General features: G+C 45.6%; 21 protein-coding genes. 16 read left to right on the top strand and 5 right to left on the bottom strand.

Annotated features, from left to right (window positions below):
- Window positions 1-15: 15 nt before the first annotated feature.
- The 13 genes from bamA (at window position 16) to F0251_RS11905 (ending at window position 15,065) form a co-directional block, all read left to right on the top strand.
- Window positions 16-2,421, top strand: coding sequence for an outer membrane protein assembly factor BamA (gene bamA / locus F0251_RS11965; RefSeq protein WP_061032607.1), 2,406 nt, complete (start codon window positions 16-18; stop codon window positions 2,419-2,421).
- Between the two features lie 27 nt (window positions 2,422-2,448).
- Window positions 2,449-2,949, top strand: a complete 501-nt coding sequence (locus F0251_RS11960; protein WP_008224002.1) for an OmpH family outer membrane protein — start codon at window positions 2,449-2,451, stop codon at window positions 2,947-2,949.
- Window positions 2,950-2,954: 5 nt separating this feature from the next.
- A complete protein-coding gene (gene lpxD, locus F0251_RS11955) occupies window positions 2,955-3,986 on the top strand; it encodes a UDP-3-O-(3-hydroxymyristoyl)glucosamine N-acyltransferase (RefSeq protein WP_116871744.1) in 1,032 nt (343 codons plus the stop codon).
- Window positions 3,987-4,079: 93 nt separating this feature from the next.
- The gene (gene fabZ, locus F0251_RS11950) at window positions 4,080-4,532 is read left to right on the top strand and encodes a 3-hydroxyacyl-ACP dehydratase FabZ (RefSeq protein ID WP_004738598.1); all 453 of its coding nucleotides are present in this window, start codon (window positions 4,080-4,082) and stop codon (window positions 4,530-4,532) included.
- A gap of 1 nt (window position 4,533) precedes the next feature.
- Entirely contained in the window at window positions 4,534-5,322 is a 789-nt protein-coding gene (gene lpxA / locus F0251_RS11945; RefSeq protein ID WP_171731041.1) for an acyl-ACP--UDP-N-acetylglucosamine O-acyltransferase, read from the top strand.
- Window positions 5,323-5,404: 82 nt separating this feature from the next.
- Window positions 5,405-6,601, top strand: a complete 1,197-nt coding sequence (gene lpxB, locus F0251_RS11940) for a lipid-A-disaccharide synthase (protein ID WP_105057487.1) — start codon at window positions 5,405-5,407, stop codon at window positions 6,599-6,601.
- 48 nt (window positions 6,602-6,649) lie between these two features.
- Complete coding sequence (gene rnhB / locus F0251_RS11935) at window positions 6,650-7,270, top strand: ribonuclease HII (RefSeq protein ID WP_171731040.1); 621 nt, start codon at window positions 6,650-6,652, stop codon at window positions 7,268-7,270.
- Window positions 7,271-7,382: 112 nt separating this feature from the next.
- Window positions 7,383-10,862 carry a DNA polymerase III subunit alpha gene (gene dnaE, locus F0251_RS11930; protein WP_105057486.1) on the top strand — a complete coding sequence of 1,160 codons (3,480 nt, stop codon included), beginning with the start codon at window positions 7,383-7,385 and terminating at the stop codon, window positions 10,860-10,862.
- 45 nt (window positions 10,863-10,907) lie between these two features.
- Entirely contained in the window at window positions 10,908-11,867 is a 960-nt protein-coding gene (gene accA, locus F0251_RS11925; protein WP_008224015.1) for an acetyl-CoA carboxylase carboxyl transferase subunit alpha, read from the top strand.
- Window positions 11,868-11,990: 123 nt separating this feature from the next.
- A complete protein-coding gene (tilS, locus tag F0251_RS11920; RefSeq protein WP_171731039.1) occupies window positions 11,991-13,322 on the top strand; it encodes a tRNA lysidine(34) synthetase TilS in 1,332 nt (443 codons plus the stop codon).
- A 58-nt stretch (window positions 13,323-13,380) separates the two neighbouring features.
- Complete coding sequence (locus tag F0251_RS11915; RefSeq protein ID WP_061032613.1) at window positions 13,381-13,692, top strand: cytochrome c; 312 nt, start codon at window positions 13,381-13,383, stop codon at window positions 13,690-13,692.
- A 130-nt stretch (window positions 13,693-13,822) separates the two neighbouring features.
- A complete protein-coding gene (gene glnB, locus F0251_RS11910; RefSeq protein WP_008224020.1) occupies window positions 13,823-14,161 on the top strand; it encodes a nitrogen regulatory protein P-II in 339 nt (112 codons plus the stop codon).
- Between the two features lie 61 nt (window positions 14,162-14,222).
- A complete protein-coding gene (locus F0251_RS11905) occupies window positions 14,223-15,065 on the top strand; it encodes an endonuclease/exonuclease/phosphatase family protein (protein WP_008224022.1) in 843 nt (280 codons plus the stop codon).
- Between the two features lie 28 nt (window positions 15,066-15,093).
- Here F0251_RS11905 and F0251_RS11900 read toward each other — a convergent pair whose 3' ends face one another.
- The 3 genes from F0251_RS11900 to gloB all read right to left on the bottom strand — a co-directional run bounded on the left by F0251_RS11900 (window position 15,094) and on the right by gloB (window position 18,174).
- Complete coding sequence (locus tag F0251_RS11900; RefSeq protein WP_008224026.1) at window positions 15,094-15,780, bottom strand: YIP1 family protein; 687 nt, start codon at window positions 15,778-15,780, stop codon at window positions 15,094-15,096.
- Entirely contained in the window at window positions 15,777-17,345 is a 1,569-nt protein-coding gene (locus tag F0251_RS11895; protein ID WP_105057483.1) for a LysM peptidoglycan-binding domain-containing protein, read from the bottom strand. The genes F0251_RS11900 and F0251_RS11895 overlap by 4 nt, the downstream gene beginning before the upstream one ends.
- A gap of 70 nt (window positions 17,346-17,415) precedes the next feature.
- Window positions 17,416-18,174 (bottom strand): hydroxyacylglutathione hydrolase, encoded by a 759-nt coding sequence (gene gloB / locus F0251_RS11890; RefSeq protein WP_061032617.1) that lies wholly within the window; start codon window positions 18,172-18,174, stop codon window positions 17,416-17,418.
- A gap of 53 nt (window positions 18,175-18,227) precedes the next feature.
- Here gloB and F0251_RS11885 point away from each other — a divergent pair, with 53 nt between their 5' ends.
- Window positions 18,228-19,013, top strand: coding sequence for a class I SAM-dependent methyltransferase (locus tag F0251_RS11885; RefSeq protein WP_008222934.1), 786 nt, complete (start codon window positions 18,228-18,230; stop codon window positions 19,011-19,013).
- A gap of 40 nt (window positions 19,014-19,053) precedes the next feature.
- Here F0251_RS11885 and rnhA read toward each other — a convergent pair whose 3' ends face one another.
- Window positions 19,054-19,518 (bottom strand): ribonuclease HI, encoded by a 465-nt coding sequence (gene rnhA / locus F0251_RS11880; protein ID WP_008222935.1) that lies wholly within the window; start codon window positions 19,516-19,518, stop codon window positions 19,054-19,056.
- Between the two features lie 56 nt (window positions 19,519-19,574).
- Between rnhA and dnaQ the strand changes: the two genes are divergently transcribed.
- Complete coding sequence (gene dnaQ, locus F0251_RS11875) at window positions 19,575-20,342, top strand: DNA polymerase III subunit epsilon (protein ID WP_004738617.1); 768 nt, start codon at window positions 19,575-19,577, stop codon at window positions 20,340-20,342.
- Window positions 20,343-20,351: 9 nt separating this feature from the next.
- The gene (locus F0251_RS11870; RefSeq protein WP_171731038.1) at window positions 20,352-21,599 is read left to right on the top strand and encodes a TIGR03503 family protein; all 1,248 of its coding nucleotides are present in this window, start codon (window positions 20,352-20,354) and stop codon (window positions 21,597-21,599) included.
- 128 nt (window positions 21,600-21,727) lie between these two features.
- Here F0251_RS11870 and fadE read toward each other — a convergent pair whose 3' ends face one another.
- Entirely contained in the window at window positions 21,728-24,193 is a 2,466-nt protein-coding gene (gene fadE, locus F0251_RS11865) for an acyl-CoA dehydrogenase FadE (protein ID WP_061032621.1), read from the bottom strand.
- Between the last annotated feature and the right edge of the window lie 287 nt (window positions 24,194-24,480).

Raw genomic sequence — 24,480 nt, 5'->3', positions numbered from 1 at the left:
ATAATTAGAATAAGTATGGCGATTAAGCAAATTCTGTTCGCAAGTCTATTAGCCACCAGTGTGGCGGCGAACGGAGCACAAAACTTTGTAGTTCAAGATATCAAGATCGAAGGTTTACAGCGTGTTGCACTTGGTGCAGCTCTACTGAAAATGCCAGTACGTATTGGCGATGAAGTAGATGAAAGCGATGTTTCTGAGATCATCCGTGCATTGTACGCTTCGGGTAACTTTGAAGACGTTAAAGTCCTTCGCGATGAAGGTGTATTGATTGTTCAAGTGAAAGAACGACCAACCATCGCAAGTATCTCTTTCTCGGGCAATAAAGCGATTAAAGAAGAACAACTTCAGCAGAACCTAGATGCATCAGGTGTTCGTGAGGGTGAAGCTCTTGACCGTACTACGCTAAGTAATATTGAGAAAGGTCTTGAGGACTTTTACTACAGTGTTGGTAAGTACAACGCGACAGTAAAAGCGGTTGTAACACCTCTGCCACGTAACCGTTCTGACCTTAAATTTGTATTTACTGAAGGCGTTTCCGCTAAGATTCAGCAAATTAACTTTATCGGTAACGAAGTGTTTACTGATGCTGAACTGCTTAGCCGCTTCAATCTCAATGTAGATGTGGCCTGGTGGAATTTCCTAGCGGATGAAAAATATCAGAAGCAAGTACTGGCTGGTGATATCGAAGCGCTTAAATCTTACTACCTTGACCGTGGTTACTTGAAGTTCAAGGTTGACTCTACGCAGGTAGCGATTTCTCCGGATAAGAAAGGTGTTTACATCACACTTGGTCTAGATGAAGGCGAAGCTTACACGGTTAAAGACGTGTCGTTCCGTGGTGAGCTTATTGGCCGCGAAGCTGATTTTGAAGCACTTGTTCCATTTGAAGATGGTGATACTTACAACGGCTCTTCTGTAACTTCACTAGAAGAAGGCGTTAAACGTATTCTTGGTGAATCAGGTTATGCGTACCCACAAGTTCGTACGATTCCTGAGTTCAATGACGAGACCAAAGAAGTTTCACTGGTTATCAACGTAGAAGCGGGTAGCCGTATTTACGTACGTGATATTCGTTTCACAGGTAACAACTCGACAAAAGATGAAGTGCTACGTCGTGAAATGCGTCAAATGGAAGGCAGCTGGCTTAACTCTAAATCGATTGATACCGGTAAGAGCCGTCTTAACCGTCTAGGTTTCTTCGAAACTGTCGATGTACAAACCGTTCGTGTTCCAGGCAGCGAAGACCAAGTTGATTTGGTTTACAACGTTAAAGAAGCAAACTCAGGTAGCATCAACTTTGGTGTCGGCTACGGTACTGAATCTGGTGTGAGTTTCCAAGTTGGCCTTCAACAAGACAACTTTGCGGGCTCTGGTAACCGTGTTGGCGTAAGTGCCATGATGAACGATTACCAAAAAAACGTGAGCTTAGACTACCGTGACCCATACTGGAACCTAGATGGTGTGAGCTTAGGCGGTAAGATCTTCTACAACGAGTTTGAAGCATCTGAAGCGGGTATCGTCGACTATACCAACCAAAGTTATGGTACGAGCTTAACCTGGGGTTTCCCTATGGATGAGCTGAACCGCATTGAGTTCGGTGTTGGCTATACGCACAACAAGATCGGTAACGTACCGACTTATATCCAGGTTGAACAGTTTGCGAGAAGTATCGACCAATACGGTGATGAGCACATCTTAACTGATGACTTCGATATCAATATCTCTTGGACGCGTAACAACTTGAACCGTGGTTTCTTCCCAACAGAGGGTAACCACCAACGTGCTTTCGCTAAAATGACGGTACCAGGCTCTGATGCTCAGTACTTCAAAATGCAGTACGATGTAAAACATTACATCCCGCTGACCAAAAAGCATGAGTTCACTCTATTGATGCGCGGCCGATTAGGCTATGGTAATGGTTATGGTCAAACGGATGGTAACGATAACTTGTTCCCATTCTACGAGAACTACTATGCGGGTGGTTTTACAACCCTACGTGGTTTTGGCTCTAACTCGGCAGGTCCAAAAGCCGTTTACGGCAGCAGCACGGGTAACAACCCAACCTACGACACCGCTACTGACGATTCAGTAGGTGGTAACGCGGTTGCTTTGGCAAGTTTAGAATTAATCGTACCTACGCCGTTTGCTTCTGATGAAGCACGTAGCCAAATTCGTACCAGTGTCTTCTTCGATATGGCAAGTGTATGGGATACCGAGTTCGTAGACCGTGGCGCACCTAACAGTGGCGGCCAGTACTACTACGATTACTCTGATCCAACGAATTACCGTTCATCTTATGGTGCCGCTCTTCAATGGATGTCACCGATGGGGCCACTGGTTTTCTCTCTAGCGAAACCAATTAAAATTTACGAAGGTGATGATGAGGAATTCTTCACATTCACCATTGGTAGAACTTTCTAATATTTAAAGGACAATATTTTGAAAAATATGATTAAAGCAGCAGGTTTAGGCCTTGTAGTTCTTAGCTCTTCTTTCTTTGCAACAGCTGCTGAAGCTGCGCAAAAAGTGGGTTATGTAAACACTGCACAAGTATTCCAGGCTCTACCTCAGCGTGAAGTTGTTCTTCAAAAAATGCAGGAAGAGTTCAAAGACAAAGCGGCTGAGCTGCAAAGCATTCAAGCGGAAGCTAAAACGAAGATTGAAAAGCTTAAGCGTGATGGCGAGCTACTAGGTCCAGACGAAGTTGAGAAGCTTCGTATCGAAGTTGGTCAACTAGACAGCAAGTACAAGATCAAAGCTCAAGCTCTAGAAAAAGCAAGCCAACGTCGTGAAGCACAAGAGAAGCAGAAGCTATTCAAAGTGATTCAAGATGCTGTAACGAAAGTTGCAGAGAAAGAAGGCTACGACATGATCGTTGATATTCAAGCGCTACAATACGGCAAGCCTGAATACAACATCTCTGAGAAAGTAATTAAAGAACTAAAATAAGTTTTATGAAGACACTGACTTTAGCCGAATTGGCAACCATTACCGGGGGGGAGCTACATGGTGACGGTACTGTAACCGTTTCTGCTGTTGCTCCTATGGATAAAGCGCAAGAAGGTAACATTACGTTCCTTTCTAACGTTAAGTACAGCAAGCACCTAGGTGACTGTAAAGCGTCAGCGATTATGGTTAAAGAGAGTGAGCGCGAACTGTGTAAGACTAACGTGATTGTGGTCAGTGACCCTTACGTTGCTTTTGCTAAGGTTGCTCAAGCGCTTGATACTACTCCAGCACCGGCTGCGGATATTGCTGATTCAGCTTCGATTGCGAGCGATGCAACACTTGGGCAAAATGTGTCTATTGGTGCGAACGCTGTGATTGAGTCTGGTGTTGTTCTTGGTAACGATGTGATTATCGGTGCGGGTTGCTTTATCGGTAAAAACGCCAAGATTGGCGCTGGCACTAAGCTGTGGGCTAACGTAAGCATTTATCATGAAGTGGTTATTGGTGAAGCTTGTTTAGTTCAATCAAGTACTGTGATTGGTTCTGATGGCTTTGGCTACGCGAACGAGAAAGGCGAGTGGGTTAAGATCCCTCAAGTCGGTTCTGTTCGCATTGGTAATCGCGTAGAGATCGGTGCGTGTACCACGATCGACCGTGGTGCGTTAGATGATACCGTTATTGAAGACAACGTTATTATTGATAACCAAATGCAAATCGCACACAACGTTCACATCGGATATGGTTCTGCTCTTGCGGGTGGTACTATCATCGCAGGCAGCACGACGATAGGTAAGTACTGTATTATTGGTGGTGGCAGTGTAATCAATGGTCACATTGAAATCACTGACGGCGTTACGATTACCGGTATGGGAATGGTAATGCGCAGCATCACTGAGAAAGGCATGTACTCTTCGGGTATTCCTTTACAGCCAAATAAAGATTGGCGTAAAACAGCAACGCGTGTTCATCGTATTGATGAAATGAACAAGCGTCTGAAAACCGTTGAAAAACTTATCGAGAAGAGCGCGGAATCATAATTCCAGCATTTCTAATAAAAGGCTCGCGTACAGCGAGTCTTTTTCGTTTATAATCTTTCTAATTAAATAAAGAATACATATAGGAATACGACTTTGACTACTGAACAGACAACGATGAACATTACTGAAATTCAGGAACTATTACCTCATCGCTACCCATTCTTAATGGTTGATCGTGTGACTAGCTTTGAAAAAGAAAAAACACTGACTGCAATTAAGAATGTTTCTGTTAACGAGCCTCAGTTTACTGGCCACTTCCCTCAACTTCCTGTATTTCCAGGTGTGTTGATCTTAGAAGCGATGGCACAAGCAACAGGCCTTCTTGCATTTAAATCTTTCGGTGCACCTTCTGGTAACGAGCTTTACTACTTCGCAAGTGTTGATAAAGCGAAATTCCGTAAGCCAGTAGTACCTGGTGACCAGCTGGTTATCGAAGTTGAATTCCTTAAAGAGCGTCGTGGTATCGCATCATTTAACGGCGTAGCGAAAGTTGACGGCGAAGTAGTATGTTCAGCTGAACTTAAATGTGCTCGTAGAGAGTTTTAATATGATTCATGAAACAGCAAAAATTCACCCGGCTGCAGTTATCGAAGGTGATGTAACGATTGGCGCAAACGTAACGGTTGGCCCTTTTACTTACATTGCTGGTAATGTAACCATTGGTGACGACACAGAAATCATGTCGCATGTTGTGATCAAAGGTCACACCACGATTGGCAAAGAAAACCGCATTTTCCCACACGCTGTGATTGGTGAAGAGAACCAAGACAAGAAGTACGGTGGCGAAGATACAACGGTTGTGATTGGCGATCGCAACGTGATTCGTGAAGCGGTTCAAATCCACCGTGGTACGGTTCAAGATAAAGCAACCACAGTGATCGGTAATGACAACCTGCTTTGTGTTAACGCTCACGTAGCGCACGACGTTATTGTTGGTAACCACACTCACATTGGTAACAATGCTATTTTAGGTGGTCACGTGACGGTTGGCGATTACGCTGGTGTTATGGCGCTTTCTGCAATTCACCCGTTCTGTTCAATTGGTGCTTACGCCTACATCGGCGGTTGTTCTGCTGTTGTTCAAGATGTACTGCCGTATGTACTAGCGCAAGGTAACCATGCAGCACCATTCGGCCTTAACCTTGTAGGTCTGAAGCGTAACGGGTTCGAGAAACCAGAGATTCGTGCACTGCAAAAAGCGTACAAAGAGCTTTACCGCTCTGGCAAAACACTTGAAGAAGCGAAAGCAGCTTTAGTTGAAATGGAGAAAGAGTTTGCTTCGGTAACTCCTATGCTAGAGATGCTAGAGAACTCTGAGCGCGGTATTATTCGTTAATACCAAGTGTGATTGATATAAAAAAGATCGCTACTTTTAAGGCGATCTTTTTTGTTTTAGGCGAGAAGGGAATTGGAAAACTATGGCACAGCAAGAAGCACAAACCAATAACTCAGGCTTTGTTTCCAACGAGCCACTGCGGGTAGGTATTGTTGTCGGAGAACTCTCTGGCGATACCCTTGGCGAAGGTTTTATTAAAGCGATTAAAGCTCAATATCCGAATGCAGAATTTGTTGGTATTGGCGGGCCAAAAATGAAAGCGCTAGGCTGTGAATCTTTGTTTGAGATGGAAGAGCTTGCCGTGATGGGCTTAGTTGAAGTACTTGGTCGCTTGCCTCGTCTGCTAAAAGTAAAAGCAGAGCTGGTTAAATATTTCATTCAGAACCCACCAGATGTGTTCGTAGGCATAGATGCCCCTGATTTTAATTTGAGATTAGAGCTAGACCTTAAGAACGCAGGTATAAAAACGGTTCATTACGTTAGCCCTTCAGTATGGGCATGGCGTCCAAAACGTATTTTTAAGATCGATAAAGCAACCGACCTAGTACTGGCGTTCCTACCATTTGAAAAAGCGTTCTACGATAAATATAACGTTGCCTGTGAGTTTGTGGGCCATACACTGGCAGATGCCATTCCACTCGAGCCAAATCAAGCGGAAGCACGAGAGCTGCTTGGCCTAGAGCAAGACAAGCAGTGGTTAGCGGTTCTACCGGGCAGTCGTGGTGGCGAAATGAAGCTTATCGCGCAACCGTTCATTGAAACCTGTAAACGTATCAAACAAAAGTACCCAGACATCGGTTTCGTGGTGGCAGCTGTTAATGAAACTCGCAAGCAACAGTTTACTGAGATTTGGAAGGCGACAGCACCAGAGTTAGATTTTGTCATTGTGCAGGATACAGCTCGTAACGTGATCACTGCAGCGGACTCTGTACTATTGGCATCTGGCACGGTCGCTCTTGAGTGCATGCTGCTTAAGCGTCCAATGGTTGTAGGCTACAAAGTGAATAAATTGACTGGCTACATTGTGAAGAAGCTGGCTATCACCGAGTTTGTGTCACTGCCGAATATTCTGGCGGGGGAAGAGATCGTGAAAGAGCATATTCTTGAAGAGTGCCACCCGGACTTCTTGTTCCCATCTGTCGACAAAATGCTATCTGCAGATAACAGTGCGCTGCTTGAACGCTTTACTGAAATGCATCACTGGATCCGTAAAGATGCTGACAAACAAGCCGCCAACGCGGTGCTGAAATTGATCGGTCGAGAGTTTGTTGAATCATAACGTGCTAGTTTCAAAGGCACGAGCTTAAAAGTTACAAAGAGAATTGTCATGGCAGTAAAAGAGAAAAAAGAGCTTCCACCTTTCGAATACCCTCAAGGCTACCAGCTATTTGCTGGCGTCGATGAAGTAGGGCGTGGGCCATTGGTTGGCGATGTAGTGACAGCTGCAGTTATCCTAGACCCGAATAATCCCATTGAAGGCTTGAACGACTCAAAGAAACTGTCTGAGAAAAAGCGCCTTGCTCTGCTTCCTGAAATCAAAGAGAAAGCACTGGCGTGGTCTGTTGGTCGTTGTTCCCCAAAAGAAATTGATGAGTTGAACATCCTGCAAGCGACTATGGTTGCGATGCAGCGAGCGATTGCAGGTTTGAGCGTTCAGCCTGATATGGCTTTGATTGATGGCAACCGTGTACCTGAATTGCCAATGGCCGGTATTGCAGTGGTTAAAGGTGACTTGCGCGTCGCTGAAATTAGTGCAGCATCTATTATCGCTAAAGTAGTTCGTGACCAAGAGATGGAAGAGCTTGATAAGCTTCATCCGGAGTTTGGTTTTGCTAAACACAAAGGTTACCCGACTAAGGCGCATTTCGAGGCAATTGAAAAGCACGGTGTTACCGAGCACTACCGTAAGAGCTTTAAGCCAGTAAAACGTATTTTAGGCATTGATTAAGTGCTACACAGATAAGCGTTCATCTTCGAATAAATTTGCTTACTTGCTGCAGAAAAAAATAGAATACACTCAGTTGTAATCCTAGGCCCTAGCCTAGAACTCAGGAAAAATAATGTCAGATCCAAAATTTGTTCACCTACGCGTACACAGTGACTTTTCTATGGTGGATGGCCTGTCTAAGGTGCCACCATTAGTTAAGAAAGTCGCTGAAATGGGTATGCCCGCCCTAGCACTTACCGATTTCACTAACCTGTGTGGTTTGGTGAAATTTTACGGTACTGCCCATGGGTGTGGGGTTAAGCCAATTATTGGTGCTGATTTCCTCATGCAATCTCCAGAATTTGGAGATGAACTGACGAAACTGACGGTGTTGGCGTCTGATAACAAAGGTTATAACAACCTTACCTTGCTGATTTCAAAAGCTTACTTGCGTGGTCACGTGCAACATCAGCCGGTGATCGACAAAGAGTGGTTAATCGAAAACGCTGAAGGATTGATCATCTTATCCGGCGCTAAAGAAGGTGAGATCGGTAAGGCATTGCTGAAAGGTAACCGTGATCTCGTCGCGAGCAGTGTCGAGTTTTACAAGACTCACTTCCCCGATCGCTTTTATTTAGAGTTGATTCGTACAGGGCGTGCCGATGAAGAGTCTTATCTGCACTTTGCACTAGAACTTGCTGAGCAACAAGACTTACCGGTTGTAGCAACCAACGAAGTGGTGTTCTTAACTGAAGACTTGTTTGATGCCCATGAAATCCGTGTAGCGATCCATGATGGTTACACCATGGTCGATCCGCGTCGTCCAAAAAACTACAGCGCGCAACAGTATCTTCGTAGCGAAGAAGAGATGTGTGAACTGTTCTCCGATATCCCAGAAGCGCTTGAAAACAGCGTTGAGATTGCTAAGCGTTGTAACGTCACTGTTCGTCTTGGTGAGTACTTCCTCCCGAACTTCCCAACCGAAGGTTTAGCGATTGAAGACTTCTTGATTAAAAAATCAGAAGAAGGCCTTGAGCGTCGTTTAGCATTCCTTTTTCCTGATGAAAAAGAGCGAGCGGAGCGCCGCCCAGAATATGACGAGCGCCTAAAGGTTGAACTGGAAGTTGTTAACAACATGGGTTTCCCCGGCTACTTCTTGATCGTAATGGAGTTCATCCAGTGGTCTAAAGATAACGATGTGCCAGTAGGCCCAGGTCGTGGTTCGGGTGCTGGTTCATTGGTGGCGTACGCGTTGGATATCACCGATCTTGATCCACTTGAATACGATCTACTGTTCGAACGCTTCTTGAACCCAGAACGTGTCTCGATGCCCGATTTTGATATCGACTTCTGTATGGATAAGCGTGACCAAGTAATTGATCACGTTGCCGAAATGTATGGTCGTGATGCGGTATCTCAGATCATCACCTTTGGTACCATGGCAGCAAAAGCGGTAATTCGTGACGTAGGCCGTGTACTTGGCCACCCATTTGGCTTCGTGGACCGTATTTCTAAGCTTGTACCGCCAGATCCGGGGATGACACTAGAGAAAGCCTTCCTTGCTGAACCTGCATTACCAGAGCTTTACGATGGCGATGAGGAAGTTCGTGAACTGATCGATAAGTGTCGTATCCTTGAAGGTTGTACGCGAAACGCCGGTAAACACGCAGGTGGTGTTGTAATCTCACCAACTACGATCACGGACTTCGCACCTATCTATGCCGATGCTGAAGGTAATTTCCCAGTAACGCAATTCGATAAGAATGACGTTGAAACCGCTGGTTTGGTTAAGTTTGACTTCTTGGGTCTACGTACTCTGACCATCATCGATTGGGCGTTGGGCCTAGTGAACCCACGTTTAAAGAAGGAAGGCAAAGAGCCGGTTCGTATTGAATCGATCCCTCTGGATGACCAAGCGTCGTTCAACCTATTACAAAACTCTGAAACCACTGCGGTATTCCAGCTGGAATCACGTGGTATGAAAGACCTAATCAAACGTCTTCAGCCTGACTGTTTTGAAGATATCATCGCATTGGTAGCCTTGTTCCGTCCTGGCCCGCTGCAATCAGGCATGGTTGATAACTTTATCGACCGTAAGCACGGTCGAGAAGCGGTCTCTTACCCAGATGAAACATGGCAACATGAATCGCTAAAAGATACGCTAGAGCCGACTTACGGCATCATCCTGTACCAAGAACAGGTAATGCAGATCGCACAGATCCTAGCGGGTTACACGCTGGGTGGCGCGGATATGCTGCGTCGTGCGATGGGTAAGAAAAAGCCAGAAGAGATGGCTAAACAGCGTGGTACCTTCAAAGAAGGTGCGGAAGCCAACGGTGTTGATGGCGAACTTGCCATGAAGATCTTTGACTTGGTAGAAAAGTTTGCGGGTTACGGTTTTAACAAATCGCACTCAGCCGCTTACGCTCTGGTTTCTTACCAAACACTTTGGCTGAAAACACACTACCCAGCAGAGTTTATGGCCGCGGTAATGACGGCGGATATGGATAACACCGAGAAGGTTATCGGCCTTGTTGATGAATGTTTCCGCATGAAGCTAAAACTGCTGCCACCTGATATTAACTCGGGCCTCTACCGATTCAATGTTGATGACGATGGTGCGATTGTTTATGGCATCGGTGCGATCAAAGGGGTAGGTGAAGGACCGATTGAAGCGATCATTGAGGCGCGAAACAAGGGCGGTTACTTTAAAGATTTATTCGATTTCTGTGCGCGTATTGATTTAAAGAAAGTTAACAAGCGTGTTATCGAAAAGTTGATTCTATCGGGTGCGTTAGATAGATTAGGCCCTCACCGTGCAGCGATGATGGCTTCATTGGCTGATGCGGTTAAAGCGGCAAGCCAATATCACCATGCCGAGTCCTTTGGGCAATCGGATATGTTTGGTGTATTGACGGATGCACCGGAAGAAGTGGAGCACAAGTACACCCAAGTACCGAGATGGCCTGAAAAGGTTTGGCTCGAAGGTGAACGTGAAACGCTAGGTTTATACCTGACGGGCCACCCGGTTAACGCGTACATCAAAGAGTTAGCGAAATACACTAGCTGCCGTTTGAAAGACGCGACGCCAACACGCCGTGATCAATCATTAACGATTGCCGGCCTGGTGATTGCGGCACGGGTGATGACTACCAAGCGCGGTACTCGAATTGGTTTGATGACCATTGACGATCGATCTGGGCGTATGGAAGTGATGTTGTTCTCAGATGCGCTCGATCGTTACGCAGAATTGCTCGAAAAAGACAAAATTGTGGTCGTTTCTGGACAGGTCAGCTTTGATGACTTCAACGGTGGGCTTAAAATGTCCGCGCGCGAGGTCATGGACTTAGGAAGCGCCCGTGAAAAATATGCTCGTGGGGTATCGATATCTATCGATGAATCCCAAATTAATGGTCAATTTTTTGAACGATTTAGTCAAATCTTAGAACCTTATAGAGCCGGAACGGTCCCAGTCAATGTATACTACCAGCGTGCCGACGCTAGAGCGCGGTTAACATTGGGCACAGAATGGCGCGTGACGCCAAGTGATACATTACTAGACGAATTAAAACAGCTGCTTGGAAATAGCCAAGTAGAACTCGAATTTAACTAAAATTTAGCTTCGCAAATGCGGAGCTGAATCAACAAGGATTCATAGATGAGCCTGAACTTTCTAGAATTTGAAAAGCCTATCGCTGAACTTGAAGCAAAAATCGAAGCGCTACGTGACGTTTCGCGTCACGGTGGTGACACAGCGGTAGATCTAGACAAAGAAATCGAACAACTAGAGAAAAAAAGCTTAGAGCTTAAACAGAAAATCTTTAGCGACTTAGGTGCATGGCAGGTTGCTCAACTTGCTCGTCACCCACAACGTCCTTACACAAAAGATTACCTGGAGCATGCATTCACAGAATTTGAAGAGATGGCGGGCGATCGCGCTTACGCTGATGACAAAGCAATTGTGGGTGGTATGGCTCGTCTAAATGGCCGTCCTGTTATGGTTATTGGTCACCAGAAAGGTCGCGAAACTAAAGAGAAAGTGATTCGTAACTTTGGTATGCCAAAGCCAGAGGGTTACCGTAAGGCACTTCGCCTAATGGAAACCGCTGAGCGTTTCAACATGCCTATCATTACTTTCATCGATACGGCTGGTGCATACCCAGGTGTAGGCGCTGAAGAACGTGGCCAATCTGAAGCTATCGCTAAAAACCTTAAGGTTATGGCAGGTCTTTCTGTTCCTGTTATCTGTAACGTTGTGGGTGAAGGCGGTTCTGGTGGTGCACTAGCGATTGGTGTTGGTGACTACGTGAACATGCTTCAGTACTCTACGTACTCAGTAATCTCTCCAGAAGGTTGTGCTTCAATCCTATGGCGCGATTCAGATAAAGCACCACAAGCTGCTGAAGCGATGGGCCTAATTGCTCCTCGTCTTAAAGAGCTTGAGCTTATCGATGAGATTATCCCTGAGCCGCTAGGTGGCGCACACCGTGATCCAGTGCAAACCGCTCAGAACATGAAAGACATGCTAGTGAAACAGCTAGAAGAGCTAGAGCAGTTTGATAACGAAACGCTTCTTGAGCGTCGTTACCAGCGTCTAATGAGCTACGGTTACTGCTGATAAGCTGCCTTATTCGAAGGCGGACTTTATGTAACAAGATGATGAAAGGGTTGGACTCAGTGCCAACCCTTTTTTATTATTTAAATATTATCTTTCAAACACCTTCTTGGTTCATTAAGCCTCATGACTCACTTAATCGAAACGTTTACCTCTGTATTTGACCAAAGCGCAATCAAGCCTCACCGGCTGGTGGTTGCCTTTAGTGGTGGGGTTGATTCACGTGTGTTGTTGGAGTTGGCTGCGCAATACACCAAAACTCATGAAATCGATTGTCTGGCGATCCATGTTCATCATGGCTTAAGTGAGAATGCCGATCATTGGGCAGAGCAATGCCAAGCGTGGTGCGATGCTTTGTCTATTCCATTAGCTATTGAGCGAGTAACGTTGGATGTTAACAATGGTGAAAGCATAGAAAAGCTCGCCCGAGATGCACGTTACCAAGCTTTTGAAAAACATATCAGGCAAGGGGATGTACTTGTTACTGGTCAACACATCGATGATCAGGTTGAGACTTTCCTGTTAGCGTTAAAGCGTGGCAGTGGTCCGAAAGGGCTGTCTTCCATGGCGAAAGTGATGCCATTTTCAGGTTCTTATATTGTTCGCCCTATGTTATCGGTGACTCGGACGGAGATTGAAGCATCTGCTCACGATTTGGGGTTAACTTGGGTTGAAGATGAAAGTAATCAGGACGTGCGTTTCGACCGTAACTTTATTCGCCACCAAGTGACTCCGGTGCTAACTGAGCGTTGGTCTAGTTTTCGAGAATCGGTCAGTCGCAGCGCCCAGCTCTGTGCCGAGCAAGAGATGTTGCTCGATGAGTTGTTAGCTTCTCACTTACAGCAAGCCCTCGGTGGTGACCATAGCTTGAGCATTGAGGTTTTATCTGAGCAATCGGCTTTACTAAGAGCGCGCTTGTTGAGAATGTGGTTAGGTTATTGCCAGCAAGCGATGCCGAGCCAAAAGCAACTTCAGCTTATCTGGGATGAAGTGGCGTGTGCTCAGGCGGATGCCAACCCTAAATTGGTGTTAAACGGTGTTGAAGTGAGGCGTTTTAACCATAAGCTTTACTTGGTACAAGAGTCTAAAGACGTATCGCTCTGGCAAGGTGATATTACTATTGGTGAACCCTTGGCTTTGCCTGATGGTTTAGGAGAAATCAGCTTAACTGCGGGCAGCTCTGAGTGTAAACCTAACAGCTACTCGCAAGCATTTAACTTACCGAACAATAACGCGACATTACGGGTGATTTTTAATCCTGAAGGGTTGTCAGCTCACCCTGTTGGGCGAGGGCATAGCAGAAAGCTAAAGAAACTCTTTCAAGAGTACCAAGTACCTAGCTGGTTACGACGCAGAACGCCAATATTAATGGATGGCGAGCGAGTGATCGCTGTTTTAGGCTTATTCGTAGATAAAAACTACGAAGGTCAAGATTGTGAAGCGCTTTGGAGCAACTAGAAAAAGTTTGTGTCACAATTCACCGTCACTTTAATAAAAATAATTAATGGAATATGCAATGAAGAAAATTACACTAGGATTAGTTCTTGGACTTGGACTATTGAGTGGTAACGCTCTGGCAGGTGATGTTGCTGCAGGACAAGCAAAAGCAGCAATCTGTGCAGCATGTCATGGCGCTGATGGTATCGCAGTGATCCCGGGTTACCCAAACCTTAAAGGTCAAAACGAGCAATACATTGCTTCGTCAATTAACGCATATAAGAACGGCCAGCGCACCGGCGGTCTGGCTGCTGTAATGCAGGCTCAAGCTTCAATGCTGAATGATGAAGATATTGCTAATCTAGCTGCTTACTACGCAAGCCTTAAGTAAAACCCTCTTAAAGCGCTGATTAAACAAGATGATAAATTTCGAGCCAGAGCCTCAAAGCTCTGGCTTTTTTCATTGAATGTTTACTATAGCTATCCGATAATGAGCCATTCGCACAGTTTAAGGGATGAACATGAAAAAGATTGAAGCCATTATCAAGCCATTCAAACTTGATGATGTACGTGAAGCGCTTGCAGAAGTAGGCATTACGGGTATGACAGTATCTGAAGTTAAAGGTTTCGGACGCCAAAAAGGTCATACTGAGCTATACCGCGGCGCAGAATACATGGTCGACTTTTTGCCTAAAGTTAAGTTAGAGATTGTTGTTACTGACGACGTCGCTGACCAGTGCGTTGATACCATTATTGAGACGGCTCAAACTGGTAAAATTGGCGATGGTAAGATCTTCATTACTGACGTTGAACGTGTGGTACGTATTCGTACTGGCGAAGAAGACGAAGACGCCGTATAAAAAAACTATTACCCTAAAAGGAGCGTTTATCGCTCCTTTTTCATTTCTGGTAGGGTGTTGTATGTTCAAGAAAACCATCATAGTTATCACGCTGTTGATAACACTTGCCGTTGTAAGTTTTCACTTTATTTTTGTTATCCCGAATAAACCAAATCTAATCACGTCTTCTCCAAATACCAGCAATGACATCTACAGTTGCTACCAAAACTCTGAACCTAAAGCGCTGGATGTGTCTGACGGCTTAAGTCTCACCGTGTGGAATATTTATAAGCAAAACCGTAGTCACTGGCAGACGGAACTCAATAAGCTGACAGCGGGAAGCGATTTAGTACTGCTACAAGAAGCGAGCATGACGGATGGACTTCGTCAGTGGGTAACGAGTGGTCAATGGGGAAGTACTCGAGTAAATGCGTTTGAGGCATTTGAAAAAAGTGCTGGTGTGCTCAACCTCGCGACTCATTTGCCTATCGAGGCTTGTGCTTATACTCATGAAGAGCCTTGGCTGCAGTTGCCTAAGTCTGCTCTGTGGTCCCGTTACAAGTTGAGTAATGGTGAAGAGTTGGCGGTGATCAACATCCACGCCGTAAACTTTACCTTTGGTACGGAAGATTATGAAGCTCAGCTTAAGAGTTTGACTAACAACCTACAAAAGTACCGTGGACCAGTTATTTTTGCTGGTGACTTTAACAGCTGGAGTGAGGCTCGCTTTACCGTATTAAAAGAAGCATTGGAAAAGGTAGGTTTGGCTGAGGTCGCTTTTAACCCTGATAATCGCACTCAGTTCATTACGGGGCTAGTGCTAGACCATGTGTTTTATCGTGGGCTAGAGGTAGAAAAAGCAAAAGCGCCCATAACGGACGCTTCTGATCATAATCCAATGTTAGTCACCTTTAAGGCTAAATAGCGTAAAGATAAGACTCAGTAACGGTTATCTACGAAACTAAAATGTAGATAGCCCAGATTAGGTAATAGCCAATCCACGGCAAGCCTGAAATTACCAGAGCTTGTCCACGCTCAAACTCTGTCCACGTTAATACAGCAGCGTAACCAAGTACGATGTACCAAGGCAGTAGCAGTGGTAAAGAGCTAGCAAATTGTGACCAATCACTAGTAAGCGGTAACTTGATTAAGCCGTTTAGGCTGTTTAAGTCAGCAGCGTAGTTCATCACATGACCGTGCTTTAGGATTAGGCTTGCGTAGCTCGCAATATCACCTAAAACTGCTGGGAAGATGATAACCGATGCCGCTGCAAACCATCGCCAAAAGCTATGCTGATGTTGACTAGGTTTGGTTGCAAGGTTAAACCAAAATGCCAACAGAACGATAGTGAGCGTGCGGCTAAACACATCGCTGATGATTTCACTGGCGAGTAGGGTATTACTATCAAGTAACGCCAACTGGTCTGGGTTTGTTTGAGCTAATTGTTTAGATAGCTCTGCACTTAACCAAGCAAAATCTACGTTCGAAAAATAAGCACCCCAAAATAAAAATGGGCTGAGCATTAATACGACGTAGGGTTGCCATCCCCAAGCACTTCGCTGATAAAGCGCTAAGAAACAAGCTGTTGGTGAACGGAATATATCCAACAGCATGACGAGTGGGTTACTTGACGGGTTCATACACTTACCTTAGTTACATCAACATACAGCTTCAGTTTTTGTCCTGGCTGTAAGTATTTCTTGTTCTGCAAAGTGTTCCATTTTACAACATCTGAACTTTTTACCTTGAACTTTGATGCAATACCGCTGACTGTGTCACCTGATCTTACGCTATAGAAGATAGTACGGATGATGGCACCGTCAGAACCGTTCTTCCAAATGACCAACTCTTGACCAACTCGTAACGTGTCGCGTGGGCCCATACCGTTCCACTTCGCTAGTGACTGGTGAGATACCTTATTGGCACGCGCAATGGTCCATAAGCTGTCACCACTTTTTACTTTGTGGGTTAGCTTATATTGACCGCGACTCTTTGACTGTGTGCTTGCTAGGCGGTTAGAAGCGCTGAGTGCGTAAGTCTTATCATCTTTAGTCGAAGTAGGGATCAGTAGGTGTTGACCAATACGAATATTGTTGTTGGTTAAACCGTTCGCTGAGCGAATCACTTTGCTGGTGGTGTTGTATTTGTTTGCCAGTACGCTGATGCTGTCGCCTGATTGAACCTTGTAACGTACTAGCTTCATGCCTTTGCCTTTGTTGGCCGTGACTTCTTTGTTGAATTTTTCAACTGAGTCTAGGGGAAGCAGTAATTGTTGGTGTTTTTCTGGTGCCGTTGCCCACTGGTTATAGGCAGGGTTATAGCCTTGCAGTTCTTTTACTGGAATGCCTGCGTAGTTAGCTGCGATTGCTAAATCCAGTTGCTCTCCTGGATTTACTAGAGTCAGTACTGGCTTGTTTGGAATTGCTGGGATATCAATACCGTACTTCTCTTGGTTGGCAATCACGTCTGCCAATGCGAGCAGTTTAGGTACGTAGCTGCTGGTCTCTTTTGGCAGGTCCAGTGAGAAGAAGTCGATTGGTTTGCCAAGCTTCTTGTTCTTACGGATAGCACTGTTTACACGACCACCGCCACTATTGTATGCAGCGATTGCGTGTTGCCAGTTACCATCAAAACGTTTGTTAAGATCGGTTAAGAAGTCTAATGCCGCATCGGTAGAGGCAGCAACGTCACGGCGACCATCGTACCAAAAGTTCTGCTCTAGTCCGTAGGCTTCGCCAGTGCCAGAAATGAACTGCCATAGGCCAGCAGCGCTGCCGTGAGAATAAGCGAATGCATCAAACGAGCTTTCAACAACCGGCAACAGTGCCAGTTCTAAAGGCAGGTCTCTTTCTTCAATTTTGGTGGTGATCAAGTAGAGGAAAGGTTCTGCTCGCTTGGAGACGGTTTTTAGATGACTAGGGTGTTTTAGATACCATGTTCGGTAGTAGTCGACCTTCTTTTGGTCTGGTACTTCCATTTCAAGTTGCATCGCAATGCGTTTCCAAACATCTTCTTGTGTTTGTGGAGTAACGACAGGTGCTTCAACTTTTGGTTCTTCTTTGGTCGCTTCAGGTGAAACGTTCGCTTGAGAAACTTTTGTAGGAGATGTGTTGGTTTGCTCGGAAGCTTGGTCTGGATTCTCTGACTGAGTTAATTGGCAACCAGATAGTAGTAATACCAAAGCCCAGCTGTACTTAACTCGCATGTTACAGCCTTTTTAATAAACGGCCGATGATAATACTTGCCACTCCCTATAAGTGACAAGTCTGTATTTGTTAAAATTCGTTCTTCCACGCACGTAAAGCGGTAAATACCGACAAAGGATCGGTCTGTTCAGTGCGATTAGATACTGATTTCACTACACTTGGTTCGGTGTAACGCAAGAAAGGGTTCACAAACTTCTCTTGTCTCAAATTTGTGGGGATGGTCGACTTATTTTGTGCGCGAAGTCGGTTCACTTGGTCGCGATATTGCTGCAAATGTTGGTTATCTGGCTCAACTGCAAGCGCGAAAGCGATATTGGCTGCTGTGTACTCATGTGCACAATAGACCTCGGTTTCTTGAGGAAGCGCCGTAATCTTATTTAACGCATCAAACATCTGTTGCGGAGTGCCTTCCATGATACGACCACAGCCCGCAGAGAACAGTACATCGCCACAAAATAGCTTTGCATCACCAACGTAACCGATATGGCCCGCCGTGTGCCCACTAAGCCCAAGCACTAAGAATACTTCGCCGAATAGCTCCAGTTGGTCTCCATCATCCACTGGGTGTGTCAATGTTGGGATAGGCTCATTCTTAGGGCCTACAACATCAACACCTGGAAATTGTCTAACTAACTCTGGAACGCCACCAATGTGATCGTGGTGGTGGTGCGTAATCAAGATTGCATCTAAAGTTAGCTCATGGTGTGCTAAGTACTCTAATACTGGAGCTGCATCGCCGGGGTCGACGACAGCACAACGGCGATCGCTATTTTCAATCAGCCAGATGTAATTGTCGTTAAATGCAGGTATGCTTTTGATATGTAACATTATTGGTTCTCCAGTCACTTTCAGTGCGACAGAATAAGTGAGACAGATTATTGATGAAGCCAGCACGTAGCAGAAAGAAGTTTGAGCGTCCTTACACTTGGGCACAATTGCACAATGGGGACTGGTTGAGAGAATCAATTCAAACTCGACTCGATGAGTGGTGCCCAAAGTTATTTGGTTACCATATGCTCAAGCTCGGCGGTCTCAGCAGTGAGATTTCTAGCTGCACATGCAACATTCAACATCAAGTAAACCTAGATATCCAGAACCCATTACATAATGTGATAGCGGATGGCTATAATTTGCCCTTTTTGGAGAAAAGTTTTGATGTTGTGGTACTGAGTCATCAATTAGATTATAGCAATGACCCACATCGGTTATTAAGAGAAGTCGACCGAGTGATGATGGACGATGGCTACATTATCATCACTGGCTTTAACCCATTCAGTGTCACAGGGCTTGCCAGTTTAATGCCTTGGCGTAAGAACAGTTTACCGTGGAGTGGGCGAATGTATACACCAAGTCGTGTAAAAGACTGGTTGGGCGTTCTGAACTATGAAGTGATTCATTGTGATACTTATGCATTGTTCCCGATGAGTAAGTATCAAGCGATGTGGACCTGGCTTGAAAATGCTTTGGGAGGTTGCGCCTCATTTGCTGGAAGCCAATACTTTATTGTCGCTCGCAAGCGCACCTATCCATTGAAACCGATTAAGCCACACTGGCACCTTAAACGACGCTTCTCTCCGGTCGGTGCAAGCTTTAGAACAGATACTCGCTGTACGTTGCATTCCATTCGTGCGCTGCGCCCGCTAAAAACAGAAAAAGCCGACTCGTAGTCGGTTTTTTGCTATCGGATATCTTTATCCGTTCCCAATATTAGCTTGGCTGATAGCCTGTGTCTTCTTGGGTTGGGTTTTCGGCAGCGGTACGCGCCAGCTCATCACACATTTCATTCTCTCGGTGACCTGCGTGTCCTTTCACCCAACGCCAATCGACAGTGTGACGTGCTGTCTCTTTATCGAGCTTTTGCCAAAGATCGGCATTTTTTACCGGTTTTTTGTCCGCGGTTTTCCAGTCACGCTTTTTCCAGTTATGTATCCACTGAGTGATGCCTTGACGAACGTATTGGCTGTCGGTAGTGAGAATCACAGAACACGGCTCTTTTAGGGTCTGCAGTGCAACAACAGCAGCGAGCATTTCCATGCGGTTGTTGGTCGTTAGGGTGTAGCCTTGCGCGAGCGTCTTCTCAACTTTCTTGTAGCGAAGTACGATGCCGTAGCCGCCAGGCCCTGGATTGCCTAAACAAGAACCATCAGTGAAAATTTCAACTTGTTTCGTCATGATTTGATACTATTACCTCAAGCACATTATCGGCATAGTCTGACACAGTTATCCTTATGAATACCAGTAGCACTCCAGAACAAACCGCGAACGAAAAAAACAGTTCGAATGAAAACAAGCGCATCGTCGTACTCGATACCGAAACAACCGGTATGAATACCGAAGGTGGTCCTCACTACATGGGTCACCGCATCGTTGAGATCGGTGCCGTAGAGATCATCAACCGTAAGTTAACTGGGCGCCACTTCCACGTTTACATCAAGCCAGATCGTGCGATTCAAGAAGAGGCGATTGGCGTTCACGGTATTACTGATGAATTCTTGGTTGATAAGCCGGAATATCAAGACATCCACAAAGAGTTTCTCGACTTCATCAAAGGCGCTGAGCTGGTGGCTCACAACGCGCCCTTCGATACCGGCTTCATGGACTACGAGTTTGAGAAACTGGACCCTACTATCGGTAAGACAGACGATTACTGTAAAGTTACCGATACCCTGGACATGGCGAAAAAGATATTCCCGGGTAAAAGAAACAACCTAGATATCTTATGTGAACGTTATGGCATCGATAACTCGCACCGTACCCTTCACGGCGCTTTGCTCGATGCGGAGATCCTAGCCGACGTCTACTTATTGATGACGGGTGGACAAACGTCACTGCAATTTAATGCTGGTCAGCAAGAAGGCGGCGTAGAAAGTATCCGAAGAGTCGAAAGTGGTCGAAAATCCCTAAAGGTTTTACGAGCAACGGCCGATGAAGTAGAAGCGCATCAAAGTCGTTTAGATCTCGTCGAGAAAAGCGGAAGCTGCCTCTGGCGTCAGTAGGGAGAAAGTATGTTAAGGGTATTGGCCACCGGTTGTTTGCTGCTGTTAAGCTTTGGCTTGCACGCGGCAACAGAATCCGTAATGAGTTTATTGGACAACCGATTCCGAGTTGATCCCAGCATAGAACAAATTACCTTTATAATTTATCGAGCCGATAACTCTAAACCTGTCGTCTTAGTTCGTCCTGATGGCAAGAAATACTACTCTTGGCGTAACGCTGATAATGTCCGTTGGTATGAAGAATCCTCAATGGACATTGTCTCTATTGATAAGCCGATGCCGGGCCCATGGCAAGCGGTAGGTAAGGTCTCTCCTAAGAACAATATCAAGCTACTGTCTCATCTTGTTTTGGATGCGAATGAATTTCCAAACAAGCTGTACCAGACAGAGCGTATTAAATTCACTGCCCGTCTCACCTCTGATGGTAAGCCCTTGGTGCTGCGTGATTTCCTTGATCGTGTGAAGCTCAAAGTGACATTTACTAAGTTTGTCGAAAACGAAGAATCCTTAGTGAGAGAAGCGCGCCCAGTCCCTGTTGTGATGGGTGAGTTTGCTGACGATGGCGTTGATCTTGATGAAAAAGCAGGGGACGGCGTCTTCACTGTATCTTTACCTATCGATATAGAGCCGGGCAAATACCGCGCGCGCATCACTTCCGGCAATGGCGTGTTTTTACGAGCGCAAGAACAAGAAGTTTTGGTTTATCCGACACCTATCACCACCACCTTTATCCAGTCTCGCAAAGATGGCTTACCTCATACTATCGTGGTCTCTGGCGAGCAGGGAATGATAGAGCCGAGTTCGTTAGCGGTGCACGTAGAGCATAAAGCACCAGATGAATACGTGATGTATAAGCAAGGGCAAGCGGATGTCGATGCGATGAAGGTGCCTTTGGAGATCCCTTATAATGGTGAACTTGGGATTTATAACTGGTCTGGAATGGTTTATGCCACCGATGCTTCTAGCCAGCGCCCATTGACGTTCCCTATTTCCGAGCACTCTTACAGTGTGGTTCAAGATATTGATTTAGCGGAATCCCGCCGCCTGCAAGAAGAAGCGTTAGCCGAGCAGAAGCGTATCGCTACTGAGATGATGATACTCAAGAAGCGAGAAGAAGACAGACAACGCAGTATGATTATTATTGGGGTAGGTAACGTGGTTGCTATTCTATTGGGTCTACTGATTTGGTTTGTGGTTCGTAAAGTGACTGCCAAGAAGAGAGCTCAACCAGAGATGCAACTTAAGGCTCCTAAGTAACCATCTGCAGGATTGAGTTATTTTGAGAGAGCTACTCAATCTCGCACTCGGAACATGTGACATGTTCATCATATCTAGAATAAAAAAACGGGACTCATAGGAGTCCCGTTTTGTTTTTATAGCTAAATCTAGGCTACGTTATCAATCGATTGGCCTGGATACTGGGGCTTTGCTGCTAGTTCCTCTGGCGAGAAGTCATCAACGTTGATGGTGTACAGTCGATGTTGCTCTGCACTTTCCAACAATGCTGCTTCTTGCTCAGTCAAAATGCCTTTCTCAAGACCTAATTGAGCGACCAAATCAAGTCGTAGGAAGGCGCGTTTTTGATGCGTCTCTTTGCAGACTTTGTCGAACAGCGGCTCAGCTTGAAGAATAACCTCAAGTGCTTTCTCAATCTTACCTACTGCGTTGTACTGAGTATCCGCTAAGTATTGACCACGGCCGATTCGTGAGCGTGTAGCACTCGGTGTTTGTAGGATGTGTGCGACTTGGCTATCCAGTTTGTCGTTTGGTGCACGACGGATACGGCCAAATGGCATCAACACAACACGTAGCAGGCGGCCAACTACAGGGTTAGGGAAGTTAGCTAAGAACTCATCAATTGCCACTTCAGTTTGACGCAAGCTGTCTTGCATCCCCCAGTGTACTAGCGGTAGATCTTCTGCGTTGCTACCTTCGCTCTCAAAGCGTTTTAGTGTTGCAGAACCTAAGTAAAGTTGACTCAGGATATCACCTAGACGAGCAGATAGGCGCTCTCTGCGTTTTAGTGAGCCGCCTAGTACTGCCATTGAGATGTCAGACAGTAGCGCTAGGTTAGCACTGTAACGGTTCAGTTGTTGGTAATAGCGTTTTGTCTGCTTATCTGTGCTATTTGCTGGTGTTGGTGTGTCCGAACCTCGGCCATCAGTTAAACCAAACCACAAACTACGAACTAGGTTACTTAGCGTAAAGCTAACATGGCCCGCTAATGCTGAGTCAAACTTATCAAGAGCATCGCTGCTTTCAGAGTAAGCCGCTTCCATTTCATTAAGTACGTAAGGGTGACAACGAATTGCACCTTGACCATAGATGATCATCGAACGAGTCAGAATATTTGCACCCTCAACGGTAATCGCAATTGGAGAGCCTTGGTAGCCACGAGCTAGGAAGTTCGATGGACCTAAGCAAATACCTTTACCACCTACGATGTCCATTGCATCGATGATGCTGCGTTGACCACGGTGCGTACAGTGATACTTAACGATTGCAGAGATAACCGAAGGCTTTTCACCAAGGTCAATACCAGCAACGGTCAGGTTACTTGCTGCATCCATGACATAAGCATTACCACCGAGGCGTGCTAGTGGCTCTTCAACCCCTTCCATGCGACCAATTGGTTGTTTGAATTGGCGACGGATACGAGCGTAAGCGCCCGTTGCAAGTGCCGCTGTTTTGATACCACCCGTTGAGTTTGATGGCAGGGTGATACCACGGCCAACTGACAGACATTCAACTAGCATTCTCCAACCTTGGCCTGCCATTTTCTGACCACCAATAATGAAATCAATAGGAACGAAAATATCGTTACCTTGAGTTGGACCATTTTGGAAAGGAACGTTAAGCGGGAAGTGGCGGTTACCAATCTCCACACCTTTCAAATCGGTTGGGATAAGGGCACATGTGATGCCAAGGTCTTGTTGGTCACCCAGTAAGCCGTCTGGGTCACGCAGTTTAAAGGCCAAGCCAAGTACGGTCGCAACTGGTGCGAGAGTGATGTAGCGCTTGTTCCAAGTTAGGCGCATCCCTAGAACTTCTTCACCTTGCCATTCGCCTTTACATACCACACCGTAGTCTGGGATAGAGCCAGCATCAGAGCCTGCCTCTGGGCTAGTTAGGGCAAAACAAGGGATCTCTTTACCTTCTGCCAAGCGTGGAAGGTAGTGGTTTCTTTGTTCTTCTGTACCGTAGTGTTGCAACAGCTCACCTGGGCCTAACGAGTTAGGTACACCAACCGTTGATGACAGCACGCTGGAAACGCCCGTTAGTTTCTGTAGAACGAGAGATTGAGCGTAAGCTGAGAATTCTAAACCGCCGTATTTTTTCTTGATGATCATGGCGAAGAACTTATGATCTTTCAGGTATTGCCACACTTCTGGCGGTAAATCTGCAAGCTCATGGGTGACTTGGTAATCATTGACCATTTCACACACCGTGTTTACCGGGCCGTCTAGGAACGCTTGTTCTGCTTCAGACAGTTTTGGATCAGCGATGTTTTGTAGCTTTTTCCATTCAGGCTTGCCTTTAAATAACTCTGCTTCCCACCAAACGGTGCCGGCTTCCAGTGCTTCTTTTTCTGTCTGAGACATTGCCGGTAGTACTTTCTTAAATACAGAAAGCGCTTTTTGGCTGATGAGAGTTTGACGAATGGCTGGCACAGCAAAAATAGCAACCGCTAATAGGTAACAAAGCCAGCCAGTAACCGCTACGTCGCCGAATAGCGTTAAAGCTACCATCGTTCCAGTTAATGCGATTAATGCGCGTACCAAGCTAACTCTGTGGTAGAGACAGACACCTAAGATAGCTGTCATGCCGAGTAGGGAGAGCAATATGTTCATGATCGATTTCCTTTTCAGAGATCACTTATTGTTATTAAGTTTTAGGTAAGAGGTCTAACCAGTCAAGTGTAAACAAAATATTAAATATTTGTAAAACTCAAAGTTGGGTAAAAAGTGATCTGAGTAGAGTTAAAGTTCTAATTGTGAGAGGTTGGTGGCGATTATTTGGACGAATCGGCAATGACTGACTAATTAAGGTGGCAATCTTTGGGCTTAAGTGTCGACACTATTTCATGTTTGTGGGTAAACTCAGGTAAAAGAGGGAAAAAACCTCAGCTCTCATGTCG

Source organism: Vibrio sp. 070316B (assembly GCF_013114115.1).
GTDB lineage: Bacteria > Pseudomonadota > Gammaproteobacteria > Enterobacterales > Vibrionaceae > Vibrio > Vibrio chagasii_B.
Note: the sequence above shows the minus strand (reverse complement) of the source record. Positions and strands in the feature narration are given on the sequence as shown.

What these genes read in the sequence shown, in the direction of transcription:
- bamA (WP_061032607.1), top strand. Translation starts at nt 16, where the DNA reads ATGGCGATTAAGCAAATTCTGTTCGCAAGTCTATTAGCCACCAGTGTG.
- F0251_RS11960 (WP_008224002.1), top strand. Translation starts at nt 2,449, where the DNA reads ATGATTAAAGCAGCAGGTTTAGGCCTTGTAGTTCTTAGCTCTTCTTTC.
- lpxD (WP_116871744.1), top strand. Translation starts at nt 2,955, where the DNA reads ATGAAGACACTGACTTTAGCCGAATTGGCAACCATTACCGGGGGGGAG.
- lpxA (WP_171731041.1), top strand. Translation starts at nt 4,534, where the DNA reads ATGATTCATGAAACAGCAAAAATTCACCCGGCTGCAGTTATCGAAGGT.
- lpxB (WP_105057487.1), top strand. Translation starts at nt 5,405, where the DNA reads ATGGCACAGCAAGAAGCACAAACCAATAACTCAGGCTTTGTTTCCAAC.
- rnhB (WP_171731040.1), top strand. Translation starts at nt 6,650, where the DNA reads ATGGCAGTAAAAGAGAAAAAAGAGCTTCCACCTTTCGAATACCCTCAA.
- dnaE (WP_105057486.1), top strand. Translation starts at nt 7,383, where the DNA reads ATGTCAGATCCAAAATTTGTTCACCTACGCGTACACAGTGACTTTTCT.
- accA (WP_008224015.1), top strand. Translation starts at nt 10,908, where the DNA reads ATGAGCCTGAACTTTCTAGAATTTGAAAAGCCTATCGCTGAACTTGAA.
- tilS (WP_171731039.1), top strand. Translation starts at nt 11,991, where the DNA reads ATGACTCACTTAATCGAAACGTTTACCTCTGTATTTGACCAAAGCGCA.
- F0251_RS11915 (WP_061032613.1), top strand. Translation starts at nt 13,381, where the DNA reads ATGAAGAAAATTACACTAGGATTAGTTCTTGGACTTGGACTATTGAGT.
- glnB (WP_008224020.1), top strand. Translation starts at nt 13,823, where the DNA reads ATGAAAAAGATTGAAGCCATTATCAAGCCATTCAAACTTGATGATGTA.
- F0251_RS11905 (WP_008224022.1), top strand. Translation starts at nt 14,223, where the DNA reads ATGTTCAAGAAAACCATCATAGTTATCACGCTGTTGATAACACTTGCC.
- F0251_RS11900 (WP_008224026.1), bottom strand. Translation starts at nt 15,780, where the DNA reads ATGAACCCGTCAAGTAACCCACTCGTCATGCTGTTGGATATATTCCGT.
- F0251_RS11895 (WP_105057483.1), bottom strand. Translation starts at nt 17,345, where the DNA reads ATGCGAGTTAAGTACAGCTGGGCTTTGGTATTACTACTATCTGGTTGC.
- gloB (WP_061032617.1), bottom strand. Translation starts at nt 18,174, where the DNA reads ATGTTACATATCAAAAGCATACCTGCATTTAACGACAATTACATCTGG.
- F0251_RS11885 (WP_008222934.1), top strand. Translation starts at nt 18,228, where the DNA reads ATGAAGCCAGCACGTAGCAGAAAGAAGTTTGAGCGTCCTTACACTTGG.
- rnhA (WP_008222935.1), bottom strand. Translation starts at nt 19,518, where the DNA reads ATGACGAAACAAGTTGAAATTTTCACTGATGGTTCTTGTTTAGGCAAT.
- dnaQ (WP_004738617.1), top strand. Translation starts at nt 19,575, where the DNA reads ATGAATACCAGTAGCACTCCAGAACAAACCGCGAACGAAAAAAACAGT.
- F0251_RS11870 (WP_171731038.1), top strand. Translation starts at nt 20,352, where the DNA reads ATGTTAAGGGTATTGGCCACCGGTTGTTTGCTGCTGTTAAGCTTTGGC.
- fadE (WP_061032621.1), bottom strand. Translation starts at nt 24,193, where the DNA reads ATGAACATATTGCTCTCCCTACTCGGCATGACAGCTATCTTAGGTGTC.